A 16,902-nucleotide genomic window follows, 5' to 3' on the forward strand; every position below is an offset into this window, starting at 1 on the left:
CAGGTGATCTTTGCTGGAAAGCCCGGGCCTCGGGGCATTCTCACCACGATTGCGGCGGAATGCCCCTCAAGGCTCCGGAGTCAAGCCTACGGCGTGTAGACGCGGTGCGTTACTCGCCCTTGGCCTTCGCGATGATCTCCTCGGCGACGTTCCGGGGAACCTCGGCGTAGGAGTCGAACTGCATGGAGTAGCTCGCACGGCCGGACGTCTTGCTGCGCAGGTCGCCGACGTAGCCGAACATCTCCGAGAGGGGCACGAGGCCCTTCACGACGCGGGCACCGGCCCGCTCCTCCATGGCCTGGATCTGGCCACGGCGGGAGTTGATGTCGCCGATGACCTCACCCATGTAGTCCTCGGGCGTGGTGACCTCGACGGCCATCATCGGCTCGAGCAGCACGGGGCTGGCCTTGCGCGCGGCCTCCTTGAAGGCCTGCGAACCGGCGATCTTGAACGCGAGCTCGGAGGAGTCGACCTCGTGGTAGGCACCGTCGAGCAGCGTCACGCGGACACCGGTCATCTCGTAACCGGCGAGGATGCCGAACTGCATGGCCTCCTGCGCACCGGCGTCCACCGAAGGGATGTACTCCTTCGGCACACGGCCACCGGTCACCTTGTTGATGAACTCGTACGAGGCGTCGCCGCCCTCGATCGGCTCGATCGCGATGATGACGCGGGCGAACTGGCCGGTACCACCCGTCTGCTTCTTGTGGGTGAACTCGACCTTCTCGACGGCCTTGCGGATCGTCTCACGGTAGGCGACCTGCGGCTTGCCGACGTTGGCCTCGACCTTGAACTCACGGCGCATACGGTCGACCAGCACCTCGAGGTGCAGCTCGCCCATACCACCGATGATGGTCTGGCCGGTCTCCTCGTCCGAGTGGACCTGGAAGGACGGGTCCTCCTCGGCCAGGCGCTGGATCGCGACGCCGAGCTTCTCCTGGTCGCCCTTCGACTTGGGCTCGATGGCGACCTGGATGACCGGCGCCGGGAAGTCCATGGACTCCAGGATCACCGGGTTCTTGTCGTCGGACAGCGTCTCACCGGTGGTGGTCTGCTTCAGGCCCATGACGGCGACGATGTCGCCGGCGCCCACCGACTCGATCTCCTCACGCTTGTTGGCGTGCATGCGGTAGATCTTGCCGATGCGCTCCTTCTTGCCCTTGACGGAGTTCAGCACCTGCGTGCCGGACTCCAGGCGGCCCGAGTAGACCCGGACGAAGGTGAGCTTGCCGAGGTGCGGGTCGCTCATGATCTTGAACGCGAGCGCGGCGAGGGGCTCCTCGTCCGACGGCTTGCGCGCGATGACCTGCTCCGGGTCCTTGACGTCGTGACCCTCGATGGCCTCGACGTCGAGCGGGGTGGGCAGGTAGCGCACGACCGCGTCGAGCAGGGGCTGGACGCCCTTGTTCTTGAACGCGGTGCCGCAGAACACGGGGGTGACGGTGGTGCCGCCGCCCTTGCCGGACGCGATGGTGATGCGACGGATCGCGGCGTAGAGCTGCTCCACGGTGGGCTCGGTGCCCTCCAGGTACAGCTCCATCAGCTCTTCGTCGTTCTCGGCGACGGCCTCGAGCAGCTTGCCGCGGTACTCCTCGGCAGCCTCGAGGTGGGTGTCCGGGATGTCGACGGTGTCGTACATCTCGCCCTTGGTCGCCTCGGCCGACCAGACCAGGGCCTTCATCGTCACGAGGTCGATGACGCCCTTGAAGTCCGCCTCCGCACCGATCGGCAGCTGCATGACCAGCGGCTGCGCGCCCAGGCGGTCCGAGATCATGTCCACGCAGCGGTGGAACTCGGCGCCGGTACGGTCCAGCTTGTTGACGAAGCAGATGCGCGGCACGCCGTAACGGTCGGCCTGGCGCCACACCGTCTCGGACTGCGGCTCGACACCGGCGACGCCGTCGAACACCGTCACGGCACCGTCGAGCACGCGCAGGGAGCGCTCCACCTCGACGGTGAAGTCGACGTGACCCGGGGTGTCGATGATGTTGATGGTGTAGTCGTCGCCCTCGAGCGGCCAGTGGCAGGTGGTGGCAGCAGAGGTGATCGTGATGCCACGCTCCTGCTCCTGCTCCATCCAGTCCATGGTGGCAGCGCCGTCGTGGACCTCACCGATCTTGTACGAAACGCCGGTGTAGAACAGGATCCGCTCGGTGGTGGTCGTCTTGCCCGCGTCGATGTGGGCCATGATCCCGATGTTGCGGACCCTGGCCAGGTCAAGCGAAGTGGTAGCCATAAGGCTTCAGTCTTCTCTCGGTCTCGATGGGGTCTGCGACTACCAGCGGTAGTGCGCGAAGGCCTTGTTGGACTCGGCCATCTTGTGCGTGTCCTCGCGCTTCTTCACAGCGGCACCGAGGCCGTTGCTGGCGTCGAGGAGCTCGTTGAGCAGACGCTCGGTCATGGTCTTCTCGCGACGGGCGCGGGAGTAACCGACGAGCCAGCGCAGCGCCAGGGTGTTGGCACGGCCGGGCTTGACCTCGACCGGGACCTGGTAGGTGGCACCACCGACACGGCGGGACTTGACCTCGAGGGTCGGCTTGATGTTCTCGAGAGCGCGCTTCAGCGTGATGACCGGGTCGTTGCCGGTCTTCTCGCGCAGGCCCTCCATGGCGCCGTAGACGATGCGCTCGGCGGTGGAGCGCTTGCCGTTCAGCAGCACCTTGTTGATCAGGGAGGTCACCAGAGGAGAGCCGTAGACCGGGTCGATGATGACCGGGCGCTTCGGGGCGGGGCCCTTACGAGGCATTCTTACTTCTCCTTCTTGGCGCCGTAGCGGCTGCGGGCCTGCTTGCGGTTCTTGACACCCTGGGTGTCGAGCGAGCCGCGGATGATCTTGTAGCGAACACCCGGCAGGTCCTTCACACGGCCGCCGCGCACGAGCACGATGGAGTGCTCCTGCAGGTTGTGTCCCTCACCCGGAATGTAGGCCGTGACCTCGATGCCGCTGGTCAGACGCACACGCGCGACCTTACGCAGGGCCGAGTTCGGCTTCTTCGGGGTGGTCGTGAACACACGCGTGCAGACGCCACGACGCTGAGGGGAACCCTCGAGTGCGGGCGTCTTGTTCTTCTCGACCTTGTCCTGCCGGCCCTTGCGGACCAGCTGCTGGATCGTAGGCACTACTTCTCCGGTTTCTGTGTGCCGATGGGTACAGCTAACCTGGAACGTCGCCGACCCACGCGGTCGGGTGTGTCGAATCCCGCGGACTCCCGCCGCCAGGCAGAATTAAGCGCAGATTACGGTGGCCGCTTACGGCTCGACGTGCGGTTGATGGCACGCACGAGAGCCAGGGCACACCCCAGGCACAAGGTCTGAGCGTACCTACCGCATTCGCTGCGGTCAAAACAAATGGGCACCGCCCGCATCGGTATGCGGGACATGTCAAGACCCACGGCCGTCTTCGATCTTCAATTCAGCGGCAGCTGTCCGATTTGCATACATTACCGGTGTCCCCGGCCGGGCGTCATCCGGCCGCGATCGACACCAGGGTCAGCAACACCAGGACGAATGCCCAGCCGGCGGTGGACAACCACCCGAGCACCAGCCCGGTCAGGGCCAGCCCGTCCCCCAGATCGCCCCGGCTGCGGATCTCGGACCGCGCCACATGCCCCAGCACCACGGCCGGAAGCCCGGTCAGCCCCATCGTCGGCACGCACAGCAGCCCGCACACGGCGGCGGCGACCGCCTTGCCGTTGGTCTGCGGCCGCGGCACCGGCAGGAACGCCGGCGGCACGGCCACGGTCGGCAGGGACTGCGGCACCGGCCCCTGGGGCAGATCGGCGACGAGCAGCGCCAGCTCCCCCACGGTCCGCGCCGCGTACGCCCGCGCCACCCGCTTCTCGAACTCGGCGTGCTCCATCCGCCCCTCGCCGTACCCCGCTCTGAGCACGTCGACGGCCCGCTCCCGGTCGGCGTGCGAGGCCAGCATGGACGACCCGCCGTGACCCTGCCAGGGCTGCCAGGGCTGCCAGGACGGATAGGACGGCTGCGACACGGAGCACCTCCCCCGGAGCCGGAGTCCTTCCATGATGCGCCGAAGCGCCGCTTCCGGCACCGGGGCGTCCGCCTCGGGTTCCGCGTGTCGGCCACGCCGGCAGCCCACGAGAGGCCCCCTGACGCCTCCACCGGGACCACCGGGACCCGCCCGGGATCCACTGGGCCACCGGGTCCCGACCGGCCCGGCAGGGGGCGTCCGGCGGCCGGAGAAACGCGTCCGGCGGGCGAAGGGCTCGTCCGGGCACGCCGAAGGGCGGTCACCCCGCAGGATGACCGCCCTTCGTCTCAAGCGACTCGCTTACTGGTTGTACGGACCGTAGTCGTAGTCCTCCAGCGGAACGGCCTGGCCGGAGCCCGTGCCGAACGGCGAGTAGTCGATGTCGTCGTAGCCGACGGCCGAGTACATCGCGGCCTTGGCCTCCTCGGTCGGCTCGACCCGGATGTTGCGGTAGCGGGACAGACCCGTACCGGCCGGGATGAGCTTACCGATGATGACGTTCTCCTTGAGGCCGATGAGGCTGTCGGACTTGGCGTTGATCGCCGCGTCCGTCAGAACTCGGGTCGTCTCCTGGAAGGAGGCGGCCGACAGCCAGGATTCCGTCGCCAGCGAGGCCTTGGTGATACCCATCAGCTGCGGACGACCGGAGGCCGGGTGACCGCCCTCCTGGACCACACGACGGTTCTCGTGCTCGAACTTCGAGCGCTCGACCAGCTCGCCGGGCAGCAGCTCGGCGTCGCCGGACTCGATGATCGTCACGCGGCGCAGCATCTGCCGGATGATGATCTCGATGTGCTTGTCGTGGATCGACACACCCTGCGAGTTGTAGACCTTCTGGACCTCGCCGACCAGGTGGACCTGGACGGCACGCTGGCCCAGGATGCGCAGCACGTCGTGCGGGTTGGTGGCACCCACGGTGAGCTTCTGGCCCACCTCGACGTGCTCGCCCTCGCTGACCAGGAGACGGGCGCGCTTGGAGATCGGGTAGGCCGTCTCGTCGCTGCCGTCGTCCGGCGTGATGACGATCTTCTTCGTCTTCTCGGTCTCCTCGATCCGCACGCGGCCGGAGGCCTCGGAGATCGGGGCGACACCCTTCGGGGTACGGGCCTCGAAGAGCTCGACCACACGCGGCAGACCCTGGGTGATGTCGTCACCGGCCACACCACCGGTGTGGAAGGTACGCATCGTCAGCTGGGTACCGGGCTCACCGATGGACTGGGCGGCGATGATGCCGACCGCCTCACCGATGTCGACCAGCTTGCCCGTGGCCAGCGAACGGCCGTAGCACATCGCGCAGGTGCCGACGGCGGACTCGCAGGTCAGGACCGAGCGGGTCTTGACCTCCTCGACGCCGCGGGAGACGAGCTCCTCGATGAGGACGTCGCCCAGGTCGGTGCCGGCCGGGGCCAGGACCTGACCGTCGACCACGATGTCCTCGGCGAGGCAGCGCGCGTACACGGACGTCTCGACGTCCTCCGCCTTGAGCAGGGTGCCCTCGGCGTTCCGGTCGGCGATCTTCAGACGCAGACCGCGCTCGGTGCCGCAGTCCTCCTCGCGAATGATGACGTCCTGGGAGACGTCGACCAGACGACGCGTGAGGTAACCCGAGTCGGCGGTACGCAGAGCGGTGTCCGCCAGACCCTTACGGGCACCGTGCGTGGAGATGAAGTACTCCAGCACGGACAGGCCCTCACGGAACGACGCCTTGATCGGACGCGGGATCGTCTCGTTCTTCGCGTTCGACACCAGACCACGCATACCGGCGATCTGACGCATCTGCATCATGTTGCCTCGTGCACCCGAGTTCACCATCATGAAGATCGGGTTGGTCTTCGGGAAGTTGTCGTTCATCGCCTCGGCGACCTCGTTGGTCGCCTTGGTCCAGATCGCGATGAGCTCCTGCGTGCGCTCGTCCTTGGTGATCAGACCGCGCTCGTACTGCTTCTGGACCTTCTCGTCCTGCGCCTCGTAGCCGCGGACGATCTCCTTCTTCGCCTCGGGGACGACGACGTCGGAGATCGCGACGGTGACGCCGGAGCGGGTGGCCCAGTAGAAGCCGGCCGCCTTCAGGTTGTCGAGCGTCGCCGCCACGATGACCTTCGGGTAGCGCTCGGCGAGGTCGTTGACGATCTCGGAGAGCTGCTTCTTGCCGACCTCGTAGTCGACGAACGGGTAGTCCTCGGGCAGCAGCTCGTTGAAGAGCGCGCGGCCCAGCGTGGTGTTCAGCCGGAAGCTGTCACCCTGCTGCCACTCGGGCTCGCCCTCCTCGCGCGCCGGCGGGGTCCAGCCGCGCGGCGGGATGGTGCCGACCGGGAAGCGGACGTCGATCTTCGACTGGAGCGACAGCTCGCCCGCGTCGAAGGCCATGATCGCCTCCGCGACCGAGGCGAAGGAACGGCCCTCGCCCTTGAGGTCGCGCATCTCGCCGTCGGTGGTGAGGAAGAACAGACCGAGGACCATGTCCTGGGTCGGCATCGTCACCGGGCGGCCGTCGGCCGGCTTGAGGATGTTGTTCGAGGACAGCATCAGGATGCGGGCCTCGGCCTGCGCCTCCGCGGACAGCGGCAGGTGCACGGCCATCTGGTCACCGTCGAAGTCCGCGTTGAAGGCGGTGCAGACGAGCGGGTGGATCTGGATGGCCTTGCCCTCGACCAGCTGCGGCTCGAAGGCCTGGATGCCGAGGCGGTGCAGCGTGGGCGCACGGTTCAGCAGAACCGGGTGCTCCGCGATGACCTCTTCCAGCACGTCGTACACGACCGTGCGGCCGCGCTCGACCATGCGCTTGGCGCTCTTGATGTTCTGCGCGTGGTTCAGGTCGACCAGACGCTTCATCACGAACGGCTTGAAGAGCTCCAGCGCCATCGCCTTCGGCAGACCGCACTGGTGCAGCTTCAGCTGCGGACCGACGACGATCACGGAACGCGCGGAGTAGTCCACGCGCTTGCCGAGCAGGTTCTGACGGAAGCGGCCCTGCTTGCCCTTCAGCATGTCGCTGAGGGACTTCAGCGGACGGTTGCCGGGGCCCGTGACCGGGCGGCCACGACGGCCGTTGTCGAACAGCGCGTCCACGGCCTCCTGGAGCATGCGCTTCTCGTTGTTCACGATGATCTCGGGCGCGCCGAGGTCGAGAAGCCGCTTCAGGCGGTTGTTGCGGTTGATCACACGGCGGTACAGGTCGTTCAGGTCGGAGGTCGCGAAGCGGCCACCGTCCAGCTGCACCATCGGACGCAGGTCCGGCGGGATGACCGGCACGCAGTCCAGCACCATGCCCTTGGGGCTGTTGCTGGTCTGCAGGAACGCGGAGACGACCTTCAGGCGCTTGAGCGCACGGGTCTTCTTCTGGCCCTTGCCGGTGCGGATGATCTCGCGGAGCTTCTCGGCCTCCTCGTCGAGGTCGAAGGACTCCAGGCGCTTCTGCAGCGCCGCGGCACCCATCGAGCCGTCGAAGTACGTGCCGAAGCGGTCACGCAGCTCGCGGTAGAGCAGCTCGTCGCCCTCCAGGTCCTGGACCTTGAGGTTCTTGAAGCGGTTCCACACCTCGTCGAGACGGTCGATCTCGCGCTGCGCGCGGTCGCGCAGCTGCTTCATCTCGCGCTCGGCGCCCTCGCGCACCTTGCGGCGCACGTCGGCCTTGGCGCCCTCGGCCTCCAGCTCGGCCAGGTCGGTCTCGAGCTTCTTGGCGCGGGCCTCCAGGTCGGCGTCGCGGCGCTGCTCGATCTGCTGACGCTCGACGGAGACATGGGCCTCCAGCGAGGGCAGGTCGCGCGTGCGGCGCTCCTCGTCGACGTACGTGATCATGTACGCCGCGAAGTAGATGACCTTCTCGAGGTCCTTGGGAGCCAGGTCGAGCAGGTAGCCCAGCCGGCTCGGGACACCCTTGAAGTACCAGATGTGCGTGACGGGCGCGGCGAGCTCGATGTGGCCCATCCGCTCACGGCGCACCTTGGCGCGCGTGACCTCGACGCCACAGCGCTCACAGATGATGCCCTTGAAGCGGACGCGCTTGTACTTGCCGCAGTAGCACTCCCAGTCCCGGGTCGGACCGAAGATCTTCTCGCAGAAGAGTCCGTCCTTTTCGGGCTTGAGGGTGCGGTAGTTGATGGTCTCGGGCTTCTTGACCTCGCCGTGGCTCCACTGACGGATGTCGTCAGCGGTAGCCAGACCGATCCGGAGCTCGTCGAAGAAGTTGACGTCGAGCACTATGCGTCAATCCCTCTCAGGGTTGTAAGTCTTTGGTCTGAAACGGGGGTCCTGGGGCCGGACGGGCTCACGCGGAGCCCGTCCGGACTCCCGTCAGACCTCTTCGACGCTGCTCGGCTCGCGCCGGGACAGGTCGATGCCGAGCTCCTCCGCAGCGCGGAAGACGTCCTCGTCGGTGTCACGCATCTCGATGGACATACCGTCGCTGGACAGCACCTCCACGTTCAGGCAGAGGGACTGCATCTCCTTGATGAGCACCTTGAAGGACTCGGGGATGCCGGGCTCGGGGATGTTCTCGCCCTTGACGATGGCCTCGTAGACCTTCACGCGGCCGGTGACGTCGTCGGACTTGATGGTCAGCAGCTCCTGGAGGGCGTACGCGGCGCCGTAAGCCTCCAGCGCCCACACCTCCATCTCACCGAAGCGCTGGCCACCGAACTGGGCCTTACCACCCAGCGGCTGCTGGGTGATCATCGAGTACGGGCCGGTCGAGCGGGCGTGCAGCTTGTCGTCGACCAGGTGGTGCAGCTTGAGGATGTACATGTACCCGACCGAGATCGGGTCCGGGAACGGCTCACCGCTACGACCGTCGAACAGCCGCGCCTTGCCGGTCGGGAGCACCATGCGCTCGCCGTCCCGGTTCGGGATGGTGTGGTTGAGCAGACCGGCCAGCTCGTCCTCGCGGGCACCGTCGAAGACCGGTGTCGCGACGTTGGTGCCGGGCTCGACCTTGTCGGCGCCGATCGCCTGCAGGCGCTGCGCCCACTCCTCCGCGAGGCCGGAGACGTCCCAGCCGCGGCTGGCGAGCCAGCCGAGGTGGATCTCCAGGACCTGTCCCGGGTTCATTCGGGACGGCACACCCAGCGGGTTGAGGATGATGTCGACCGGGGTGCCGTCCTCCAGGAACGGCATGTCCTCGATCGGCAGGATCTTCGAGATGACGCCCTTGTTGCCGTGACGGCCGGCGAGCTTGTCACCGTCGGTGATCTTGCGCTTCTGCGCGACGTAGACGCGCACCAGCTGGTTCACACCGGGGGGAAGCTCGTCGCCCTCCTCGCGGTCGAAGACGCGGACGCCGATGACCTTGCCGGTCTCGCCGTGCGGCACCTTCAGCGAGGTGTCACGGACCTCACGGGCCTTCTCACCGAAGATCGCGCGCAGCAGGCGCTCCTCGGGGGTCAGCTCGGTCTCACCCTTGGGGGTCACCTTGCCGACGAGGATGTCGCCGGCGATGACCTCGGCACCGATGCGGATGATGCCGCGCTCGTCGAGGTCGGCGAGGACCTCCTCGGAGACGTTCGGGATGTCCCGGGTGATCTCCTCGGGGCCGAGCTTGGTGTCACGGGCGTCGACCTCGTGCTCCTCGATGTGGATCGAGGAGAGGACGTCGTCCTGCACGAGGCGCTGCGACAGGATGATCGCGTCCTCGTAGTTGTGACCCTCCCACGGCATGAACGCCACGAGCAGGTTCTTGCCCAGCGCCATCTCGCCGTTCTGGGTGGCCGGGCCGTCGGCCAGGACCTGGCCCTCGATGATCCGGTCGCCCTCGTTGACGATGACCTTCTGGTTGACCGAGGTGCCCTGGTTGGAGCGGGCGAACTTGGCCAGGCGGTACGTGATGTACGTGCCGTCGTCGTTGGCGGTGGTGATGTAGTCCGCGGAGACCTCCTGGACCACACCGGGCTTCTCGGCCTTGACCACGTCGCCGGCGTCGACCGCGGAGCGGTACTCCATGCCGGTGCCGACGAGCGGGGACTCGGACTTAATCAGCGGCACGGCCTGACGCATCATGTTCGCGCCCATGAGGGCACGGTTGGCGTCGTCGTGCTCGAGGAAGGGGATCATGGCGGTCGCGACCGACACCATCTGGCGCGGCGAGACGTCCATGTAGTCCACGTCCTCGGGGCCGACGTAGTCGACCTCGCCGCCCTTGCGGCGGACCAGCACGCGGGCCTCGGCGAAGCGCATGTCGTCACCGAGCGTGGCGTTGGCCTGCGCGATGACGAAGCGGTCCTCCTCGTCGGCGGTCAGGTAGTCGACCTCGTCGGTGACCTGGCCGTCGATGACCTTGCGGTACGGGGTCTCGACGAAACCGAACGCGTTGACCCGGCCGTAGGAGGCGAGCGAGCCGATCAGACCGATGTTCGGGCCTTCGGGCGTCTCGATCGGGCACATGCGGCCGTAGTGCGAGGGGTGCACGTCACGGACCTCGAAGCCGGCCCGCTCACGGGAGAGACCACCCGGGCCAAGAGCCGACAGACGGCGCTTGTGGGTGAGACCCGACAGCGGGTTGTTCTGGTCCATGAACTGCGACAGCTGGCTGGTGCCGAAGAACTCCTTGATGGAGGCGACGACCGGCCGGATGTTGATCAGGGTCTGCGGCGTGATCGCCTCGACGTCCTGGGTCGTCATCCGCTCGCGGACGACACGCTCCATACGCGCCAGACCCGTGCGGACCTGGTTCTGGATGAGCTCGCCGACGCTGCGCAGGCGGCGGTTGCCGAAGTGGTCGATGTCGTCGGTCTCGACGACGATCGAGGTGCCACTGTCGCCGACCGTCTCGGTCTCGCCCGCGTGCAGCTTCACCAGGTACTTGATCGTCGAGATGATGTCCTCGACGGTCAGGATGCCCGCGTCCAGCGGAGCGTCCGCACCCAGCTTCTTGTTGACCTTGTAGCGGCCGACCTTGGCCAGGTCGTAGCGCTTGGGGTTGAAGTAGAGGTTCTCCAGCAGCGTCTGCGCGGCCTCACGCGTGGGGGGCTCGCCCGGACGCAGCTTGCGGTAGATGTCGAGCAGCGCGTCGTCCTGGCCCTGGGTGTGGTCCTTCTCCAGGGTGGCGCGCATGGACTCGTACTCGCCGAACTCCTCCAGGATCTGCTCGGTGGTCCAGCCGAGCGCCTTGAGCAGGACGGTGACGGACTGCTTGCGCTTGCGGTCGATGCGCACACCGACCATGTCGCGCTTGTCGATCTCCATCTCCAGCCAGGCACCCCGGGACGGGATGATCTTGGCGGAGAAGATGTCCTTGTCGGACGTCTTGTCGATCGAGGAGTCGAAGTAGACACCGGGCGAACGGACGAGCTGCGACACCACGACACGCTCGGTGCCGTTGATGACGAAGGTGCCCTTGTTCGTCATGAGCGGGAAGTCGCCCATGAAGACCGTCTGGGACTTGATCTCGCCGGTCTCGTTGTTGGTGAACTCAGCGGTGACGAAGAGCGGGGCCGCGTACGTGAAGTCGCGCTCCTTGCACTCGTCGATGGAGTTCTTCGGCGGCTCGAAGCGGTGGTCGCGGAAGGTCAGCGACATCGACCCGCTGAAGTCCTCGATCGGGGAGATCTCCTCGAAGATCTCCTCGAGCCCGGACTTGGTGGGGACGTCCTGACCGTTCTCGAGAGCCTCCTCGACCCGACTCTGCCAGGCGGTGTTGCCGAGCAGCCAGTCGAAGCTCTCGGTCTGCAGCGCGAGCAGGTTCGGAACCTCGAGAGGCTCCTTGATCTTTGCAAAAGAGATGCGCAGCGGGGCAGTGCTGGCGGCGTTGTTCGTATTCGCGGTCGAGGCGTTGCGCGAGGCGGCCAAGAGGGGGTCCTTCCGAGGGCTCGGACTCACTACGCGCGTACCGGCCCCTCTCCCGTACACGGAGACAAGCTGTGCCCACAGGGCCGAAAGGCCAGGTCAGGCATGTCTTGTCATCGATGCTCGGGCGAGGGCAGACCCCTGGTGACGGGCAGGGGACAGCTAACAGGCAGCGCAAAGGGTCAGTGTAGCCACTTGGCACACTGATGTCCAGTGCGGGTTCTGGAACCCGTGTTCACCCTCGTTGTTCCACTCCTGCGACAAGGCCCTGCCCTCAACGCACGTTGATACTGCCCTCTTCGCCGCCGATCCATGCCTCGGATTGGATCCTTGTGACGACGCGTCCTGAGAATTGCGCGCTGCGTGCGGTTCGTCAAGGCCCCCCTGCCCCCGAACCCGGGCCGCCCGGAGACACGACGAAGATCACCATACCCCCCGTCACGGAGGCCGCAAGGCAACCGTGGCCGCACCCCGGGAACGCCGAAGAGCGACCACCCGGATGGATGATCGCTCCTCGGCGCTTACGCGTTACACGCCCAGCGGGACGTGTTGTGGATCCTGGCGGATCCGGGAGGTCTTACTTGACCTCGACGGAGGCACCGGCGCCCTCGAGGGCCTCCTTGGCCTTGTCGGCGGCCTCCTTGTTGACCTTCTCCAGAACCGGCTTCGGCGCACCGTCGACCAGGTCCTTGGCCTCCTTCAGGCCCAGGGAGGTGAGCTCACGCACGACCTTGATGACCTGGATCTTCTTGTCACCGGCGCCGGAGAGGATGACGTCGAACTCGTCCTTCTCCTCCGGGGCCTCGGCGGCGGCGCCGCCACCCTGGCCGGCGACGACGACCGGGGCGGCCGCGGCGGCGGTGACGTCGAACTTGTCCTCGAACGCCTTCACGAACTCGGAGAGCTCGATGAGGGTCATCTCCTCGAACTGCGCGAGCAGGTCTTCCTGAGACAGCTTCGCCATGATGGCGGTCCTTCCACTAAATCGGCAGGTGCCGGATGTACATGTGAGGCGGGCGTACTACTGGCCCGCTACGGTCGCCGCGTTCAGGCAGCGGCGGCCGGGATGCGAGCCGAGTTACTCGGCACCGCCCTGCTCGTCCTGCTTGGCACGGAGCGCGTCCACGGTGCGGACGAGCTTCGACGGCAGCGCCTGGAAGACAGAGGCAGCCTGGGACTGCTTGCCCTTCATGGCACCGGCCAGCTTGGAGAGCAGAACCTCGCGGGACTCGAGGTCCGCAAGCTTCTTGATCTCATCGGCGGACAGCGCCTTGCCGTCAAGGACACCGCCCTTGATGATGAGATTCGGGTTGTCCTTGGCGAAGTCACGAAGACCCTTCGCCGACTCCACCGGGTCACCGGTGACGAAGGCGACGGCCGTCGGACCAGCGAAGAGCTGGTCCTCGAGCGTGATCCCGGCCTCGTTGGCCGCAATCTTGGTCAGCGTGTTCTTCACCACGGCGTACTGGGCGTTCTCACCGAGCGAACGACGCAGCGTCTTGAGCTGCGCCACGGTGAGACCGCGGTACTCGGTCAGCACGGCGGCGTTGGAGCTGCGGAACTTGTCCGTCAGCTCGGCAACCGCGGCAGCCTTGTCGGGCCTCGCCATAGAGCCTCGGCCTCCTTCCGGGTGATTCGGACCGCGCGGACCCGAAGGAGGACTGGGGAAAACGAAACGCCCCGGCGCAAGCGCACGGGGCGTAGCTCGACCGGATTCACGCACGCACGGGGGCGGCGGGCTCCGGGAGCTTCTCCTGTGTCACCTGCGCGGGTCGTCCGCCGTTCAGCGGATCCTTCGGCCACCGCGCCCTCGTCCGAGCGCGCGGTAACGACCAGCGGTCTTTGGCTTCTGTAGGAGCGTACGGGAACGGGTCGCTGTCAAGCAAATCGCCCGTGCGGCGGACCGGCGGGACCGGACGGGTCAGCTCGCGTCGAGGTCCTTGAACAGGTCGGCGAGGTCGGCGACGTCCTTGGCGGGCGGGGCCTTGATCTCCACCGGCTCGTTGTAGTCGAGGAAGGTGATGGTCATGTCGAGCGGGCCCTTGTCGGTGTCGCCCTTGGTGCGGAACTGCTTGGTGTGGTCGTCACCGTCGATCCACATGTCCATCGTGAGCTTGTCGACGCCCATCTTCTCGTACTGCTTGATGCTCTTCTCGCGCCGCTCGCGGGTCTGCGCGTCCTCCTTCTTGAGGGAGGCGCGCAGGTCGGCGAGGGTGACGGTGCCCGAGTAGTGGGTCGTCTCGACGCCGTCGACCTTCTCGGTGCCGACCTTCTTCACGTCCTTGGCGCCCGTGAGGAAGGTGGACTCCGCCGCCGGGTTCTGCTCGGCCTGGCTGGGCGATCCCAGCTGGTCCAGCTCCTTGCCGGCGTCCGAGCCGGACAGGTCGAACTTCATCCAGGTCTTGCCGTCCATCTCCTTGGCCATCTCGGCTCCCCCACCGATGTACATGGCCTTGTCGACGAGGCGGATCTCCGTCTCCCCGGCGGCGGCCGCCTGGCCGGACGCCGAGACCTTCATGCTCATGGCGATCGTGGGCTTCAGGCGCATCGACGCCTCGCCCTCGACCTTGCCGGACTCCGGCGCCGTACCGCTCATGCGGTAGTGGAGGGACGTGATGTCCTCCGTGTTCTTCGCCGCCTTGGCGACGGCGGCGGCCGGGGTCATCTCCGGCGACTCCGACTTCCCGGCTCCGCAGCCGACCGCGCCGGCGGCGAGCAGCAGGGCACCGAGACCGGCGGCGGGTATGGACTTGTTCATAGATTCCCCCCAAGGAATACATGCTTGCTGCACAGCAAGGCGGCGAGCCTATCCCAGGGGGGCACAGATGATCTATCGGGATTGCGGGCCTCAGGGCCTCCCGGTCCCCTGCCGTACGAGGTCCTCGAAGTCCCCGGTGTCGGACCGCGGGGGCCGCTCGGCACGGACCCGTACGCCGTAGTCGCCGTAGTGCGCGGTCTGGGTCATCAGGCCGTCGGCCATCCGCGCCTTCTCCACCTTCTTGACCAGCAGGTCGCGCTCGTTCACCCAGATGTCGACGGTCTCGGAGGTGACGCCGGCCTCGGTGAGCCGCTTCCTCAGGGCGTCGTCGGTGACGTCCGCCGTGTCCACCGTGCCGGACCAGTGGGTGGCGGGCCGGCCGCGCACGGTCTCCTCGCCGGCCTTGCGGACGTCCCCGGAGGAGAGCAGCAGCCTGACGGACTGGTGCGGCGTGCTGGAGCGCATCTGGTCGCCCAGGTGGGCGCCGGAGCCGCCGGCGAGGGCTTCGAGGTCGTCGTAGCCGTACCGGATCCAGCGCTTGCCACCGGCCTTCTCGGCGAACTTCTCGCCCATGCGCGCGTAGTACGCGTCGGGCAGGTAGCGGGCCTCCATGGAGGTGGTGCCCAGCCGGCGCATGGTGTCGGCGATCGTGCCGCCGGTGTACGTGATGGTCAGGGTGCCGGTGATGCCGTCGCGCCAGCCGAGGGTGCCGTGGGCGGTCATGGACATCAGCGAGCCCATGGTCGTCGTGGACTCGACCCGAGCGGATCCGGCCCGCTCGGTGGCGCGCTCGGCGGAGCGCAGGGCGGCCAGGGAGCTGCCGCGCGGGGCGCGGTCGTCCCCGCCGGGGCGGTCGGCGGGGTCCGGGGAGGTGCAGGCGGCCAGTGCCGCCAGCGCGGTCGCCGCGAGCGCCAGGCCCGCTCGGCGCACGGTCGTGCCCTGCATACGTCCCCCGTTCCCATCCGGTTCCCGCACGTTAACCCAGGCCGGGGACGCGCGTACCGGAAAAGGGAACGGGCCCCGCACCTGTGAGAGGTGCGGGGCCCGTGACCGGTTGCGTGAGCCGGAAGGCTCAGACCGCGGCCGGGTCCTCCTCGACGAGGAGGTTGCGGGTGCGGTTCGGGTCGAGCGGAATGCCGGGGCCCATCGTGGTGGTGATGGCGGCCTTCTTGATGTAGCGACCCTTGGCGGCGGACGGCTTCAGACGGAGGATCTCCTCCAGCGCGGCGCCGTAGTTCTCCACCAGCTTGGTGTCGTCGAACGACGTCTTGCCGATGATGAAGTGCAGGTTCGAGTGCTTGTCGACGCGGAACTCGATCTTGCCGCCCTTGATCTCGGTGACGGCCTTGGCGGTGTCGGGGGTGACGGTGCCGGTCTTCGGGTTCGGCATCAGACCACGCGGACCGAGCACGCGGCCGAGGCGGCCGACCTTGCCCATGAGGTCCGGGGTGGCGACGACGGCGTCGAAGTCCAGACGGCCCTTCGACACCTCGTCGATCAGCTCGTCGGCGCCGACGATGTCGGCGCCCGCGGCACGCGCGGCCTCGGCACGGTCACCGGTCGCGAAGACCAGGACCCGGGCGGTCTTGCCGGTGCCGTGCGGGAGGTTCACGGTGCCACGGACCATCTGGTCGGCCTTGCGCGGGTCGACACCCAGGCGGAAGGCGACCTCGACGGTGCCGTCGAACTTGGTCGTGGAGGTCTCCTTGGCGAGACGGACGGCCTCGAGCGGGGCGTAGAGCTTCTCCCGGTCGACCTTGGCGTCCGCAGCGCGAAGGGACTTGCTGCGCTTGCTCACTACTGCTCCTGTGGATTCTTAGGAGTCGTGGTCCGGGCCGAGCAGGCCCTGCCACTACTGCTTGTCTACGAGGTGGGTTCTCAGCCCTCGACCGTGATGCCCATGGAACGGGCGGTGCCGGCGATGATCTTCGACGCGGCGTCCAGGTCGTTGGCGTTGAGGTCGGGCATCTTGGTCTCGGCGATCTCGCGGACCTGCGCCTGGGTGATCTTGGCGACCTTGGTCTTGTGCGGCTCGCCGGAGCCCTTCTCCACGCCCGCGGCCTTGAGGATCATCTTCGCGGCCGGCGGGGTCTTCGTGATGAAGGTGAAGGAGCGGTCCTCGTAGACCGTGATCTCCACCGGGATGACCCAGCCACGCTGCGACTCGGTCGCGGCGTTGTAGGCCTTGCAGAACTCCATGATGTTGACGCCGTGCTGACCCAGCGCGGGGCCGACCGGCGGGGCCGGGTTGGCGGCACCGGCCTGGATCTGGAGCTTGATGAGCCCCGTGACCTTCTTCTTCTTGGGAGGCATAGCTCTCCGGGTCCTTTCGGTTCGGGTCCTGCCCGCGCCCGGGGACCACCCGGATGCAGGC

The 16,902-nt window shown here is 67.3% G+C and carries 12 protein-coding genes; all 12 read right to left on the bottom strand.

The features are described 5' to 3' along the window. Positions 1-109: 109 nt before the first annotated feature. The 12 genes from fusA to rplK all read right to left on the bottom strand — a co-directional run bounded on the left by fusA (position 110) and on the right by rplK (position 16,841). Positions 110-2,236, bottom strand: coding sequence for an elongation factor G (gene fusA, locus ACIGAQ_RS19060; RefSeq protein WP_311680343.1), 2,127 nt, complete (start codon positions 2,234-2,236; stop codon positions 110-112). 39 nt (positions 2,237-2,275) lie between these two features. Beyond that, positions 2,276-2,746, bottom strand: a complete 471-nt coding sequence (gene rpsG / locus ACIGAQ_RS19065; protein WP_003998848.1) for a 30S ribosomal protein S7 — start codon at positions 2,744-2,746, stop codon at positions 2,276-2,278. Between the two features lie 2 nt (positions 2,747-2,748). After that, on the bottom strand, positions 2,749-3,120 hold the full coding sequence (rpsL, locus tag ACIGAQ_RS19070) for a 30S ribosomal protein S12 (RefSeq protein WP_003948652.1): 372 nt from the start codon (positions 3,118-3,120) through the stop codon (positions 2,749-2,751). A 343-nt stretch (positions 3,121-3,463) separates the two neighbouring features. Further along, positions 3,464-3,994: a DUF1707 and DUF4190 domain-containing protein gene (locus ACIGAQ_RS19075; RefSeq protein WP_399784162.1), complete on the bottom strand. Its 531-nt coding sequence runs from the start codon at positions 3,992-3,994 to the stop codon at positions 3,464-3,466. Between the two features lie 300 nt (positions 3,995-4,294). Further along, positions 4,295-8,194: a DNA-directed RNA polymerase subunit beta' gene (locus ACIGAQ_RS19080; protein WP_311680345.1), complete on the bottom strand. Its 3,900-nt coding sequence runs from the start codon at positions 8,192-8,194 to the stop codon at positions 4,295-4,297. A gap of 93 nt (positions 8,195-8,287) precedes the next feature. Beyond that, positions 8,288-11,773, bottom strand: a complete 3,486-nt coding sequence (rpoB, locus tag ACIGAQ_RS19085; RefSeq protein ID WP_311680347.1) for a DNA-directed RNA polymerase subunit beta — start codon at positions 11,771-11,773, stop codon at positions 8,288-8,290. A gap of 574 nt (positions 11,774-12,347) precedes the next feature. Then, the gene (gene rplL / locus ACIGAQ_RS19090) at positions 12,348-12,734 is read right to left on the bottom strand and encodes a 50S ribosomal protein L7/L12 (RefSeq protein ID WP_311680348.1); all 387 of its coding nucleotides are present in this window, start codon (positions 12,732-12,734) and stop codon (positions 12,348-12,350) included. Positions 12,735-12,848: 114 nt separating this feature from the next. Then, on the bottom strand, positions 12,849-13,379 hold the full coding sequence (rplJ, locus tag ACIGAQ_RS19095; RefSeq protein WP_094054440.1) for a 50S ribosomal protein L10: 531 nt from the start codon (positions 13,377-13,379) through the stop codon (positions 12,849-12,851). A gap of 312 nt (positions 13,380-13,691) precedes the next feature. Beyond that, entirely contained in the window at positions 13,692-14,528 is an 837-nt protein-coding gene (locus ACIGAQ_RS19100) for a DUF1396 domain-containing protein (protein ID WP_311680349.1), read from the bottom strand. Positions 14,529-14,618: 90 nt separating this feature from the next. Beyond that, a complete protein-coding gene (locus ACIGAQ_RS19105) occupies positions 14,619-15,473 on the bottom strand; it encodes a hypothetical protein (protein ID WP_399784167.1) in 855 nt (284 codons plus the stop codon). Positions 15,474-15,600: 127 nt separating this feature from the next. Beyond that, positions 15,601-16,326 carry a 50S ribosomal protein L1 gene (gene rplA / locus ACIGAQ_RS19110; RefSeq protein WP_311680351.1) on the bottom strand — a complete coding sequence of 242 codons (726 nt, stop codon included), beginning with the start codon at positions 16,324-16,326 and terminating at the stop codon, positions 15,601-15,603. Positions 16,327-16,406: 80 nt separating this feature from the next. Next, the gene (gene rplK / locus ACIGAQ_RS19115) at positions 16,407-16,841 is read right to left on the bottom strand and encodes a 50S ribosomal protein L11 (protein ID WP_093613725.1); all 435 of its coding nucleotides are present in this window, start codon (positions 16,839-16,841) and stop codon (positions 16,407-16,409) included. Positions 16,842-16,902 lie beyond the last annotated feature (61 nt).

The organism is Streptomyces sp. NPDC085932 (assembly GCF_044540525.1).
Classification (GTDB): domain Bacteria; phylum Actinomycetota; class Actinomycetes; order Streptomycetales; family Streptomycetaceae; genus Streptomyces; species Streptomyces levis.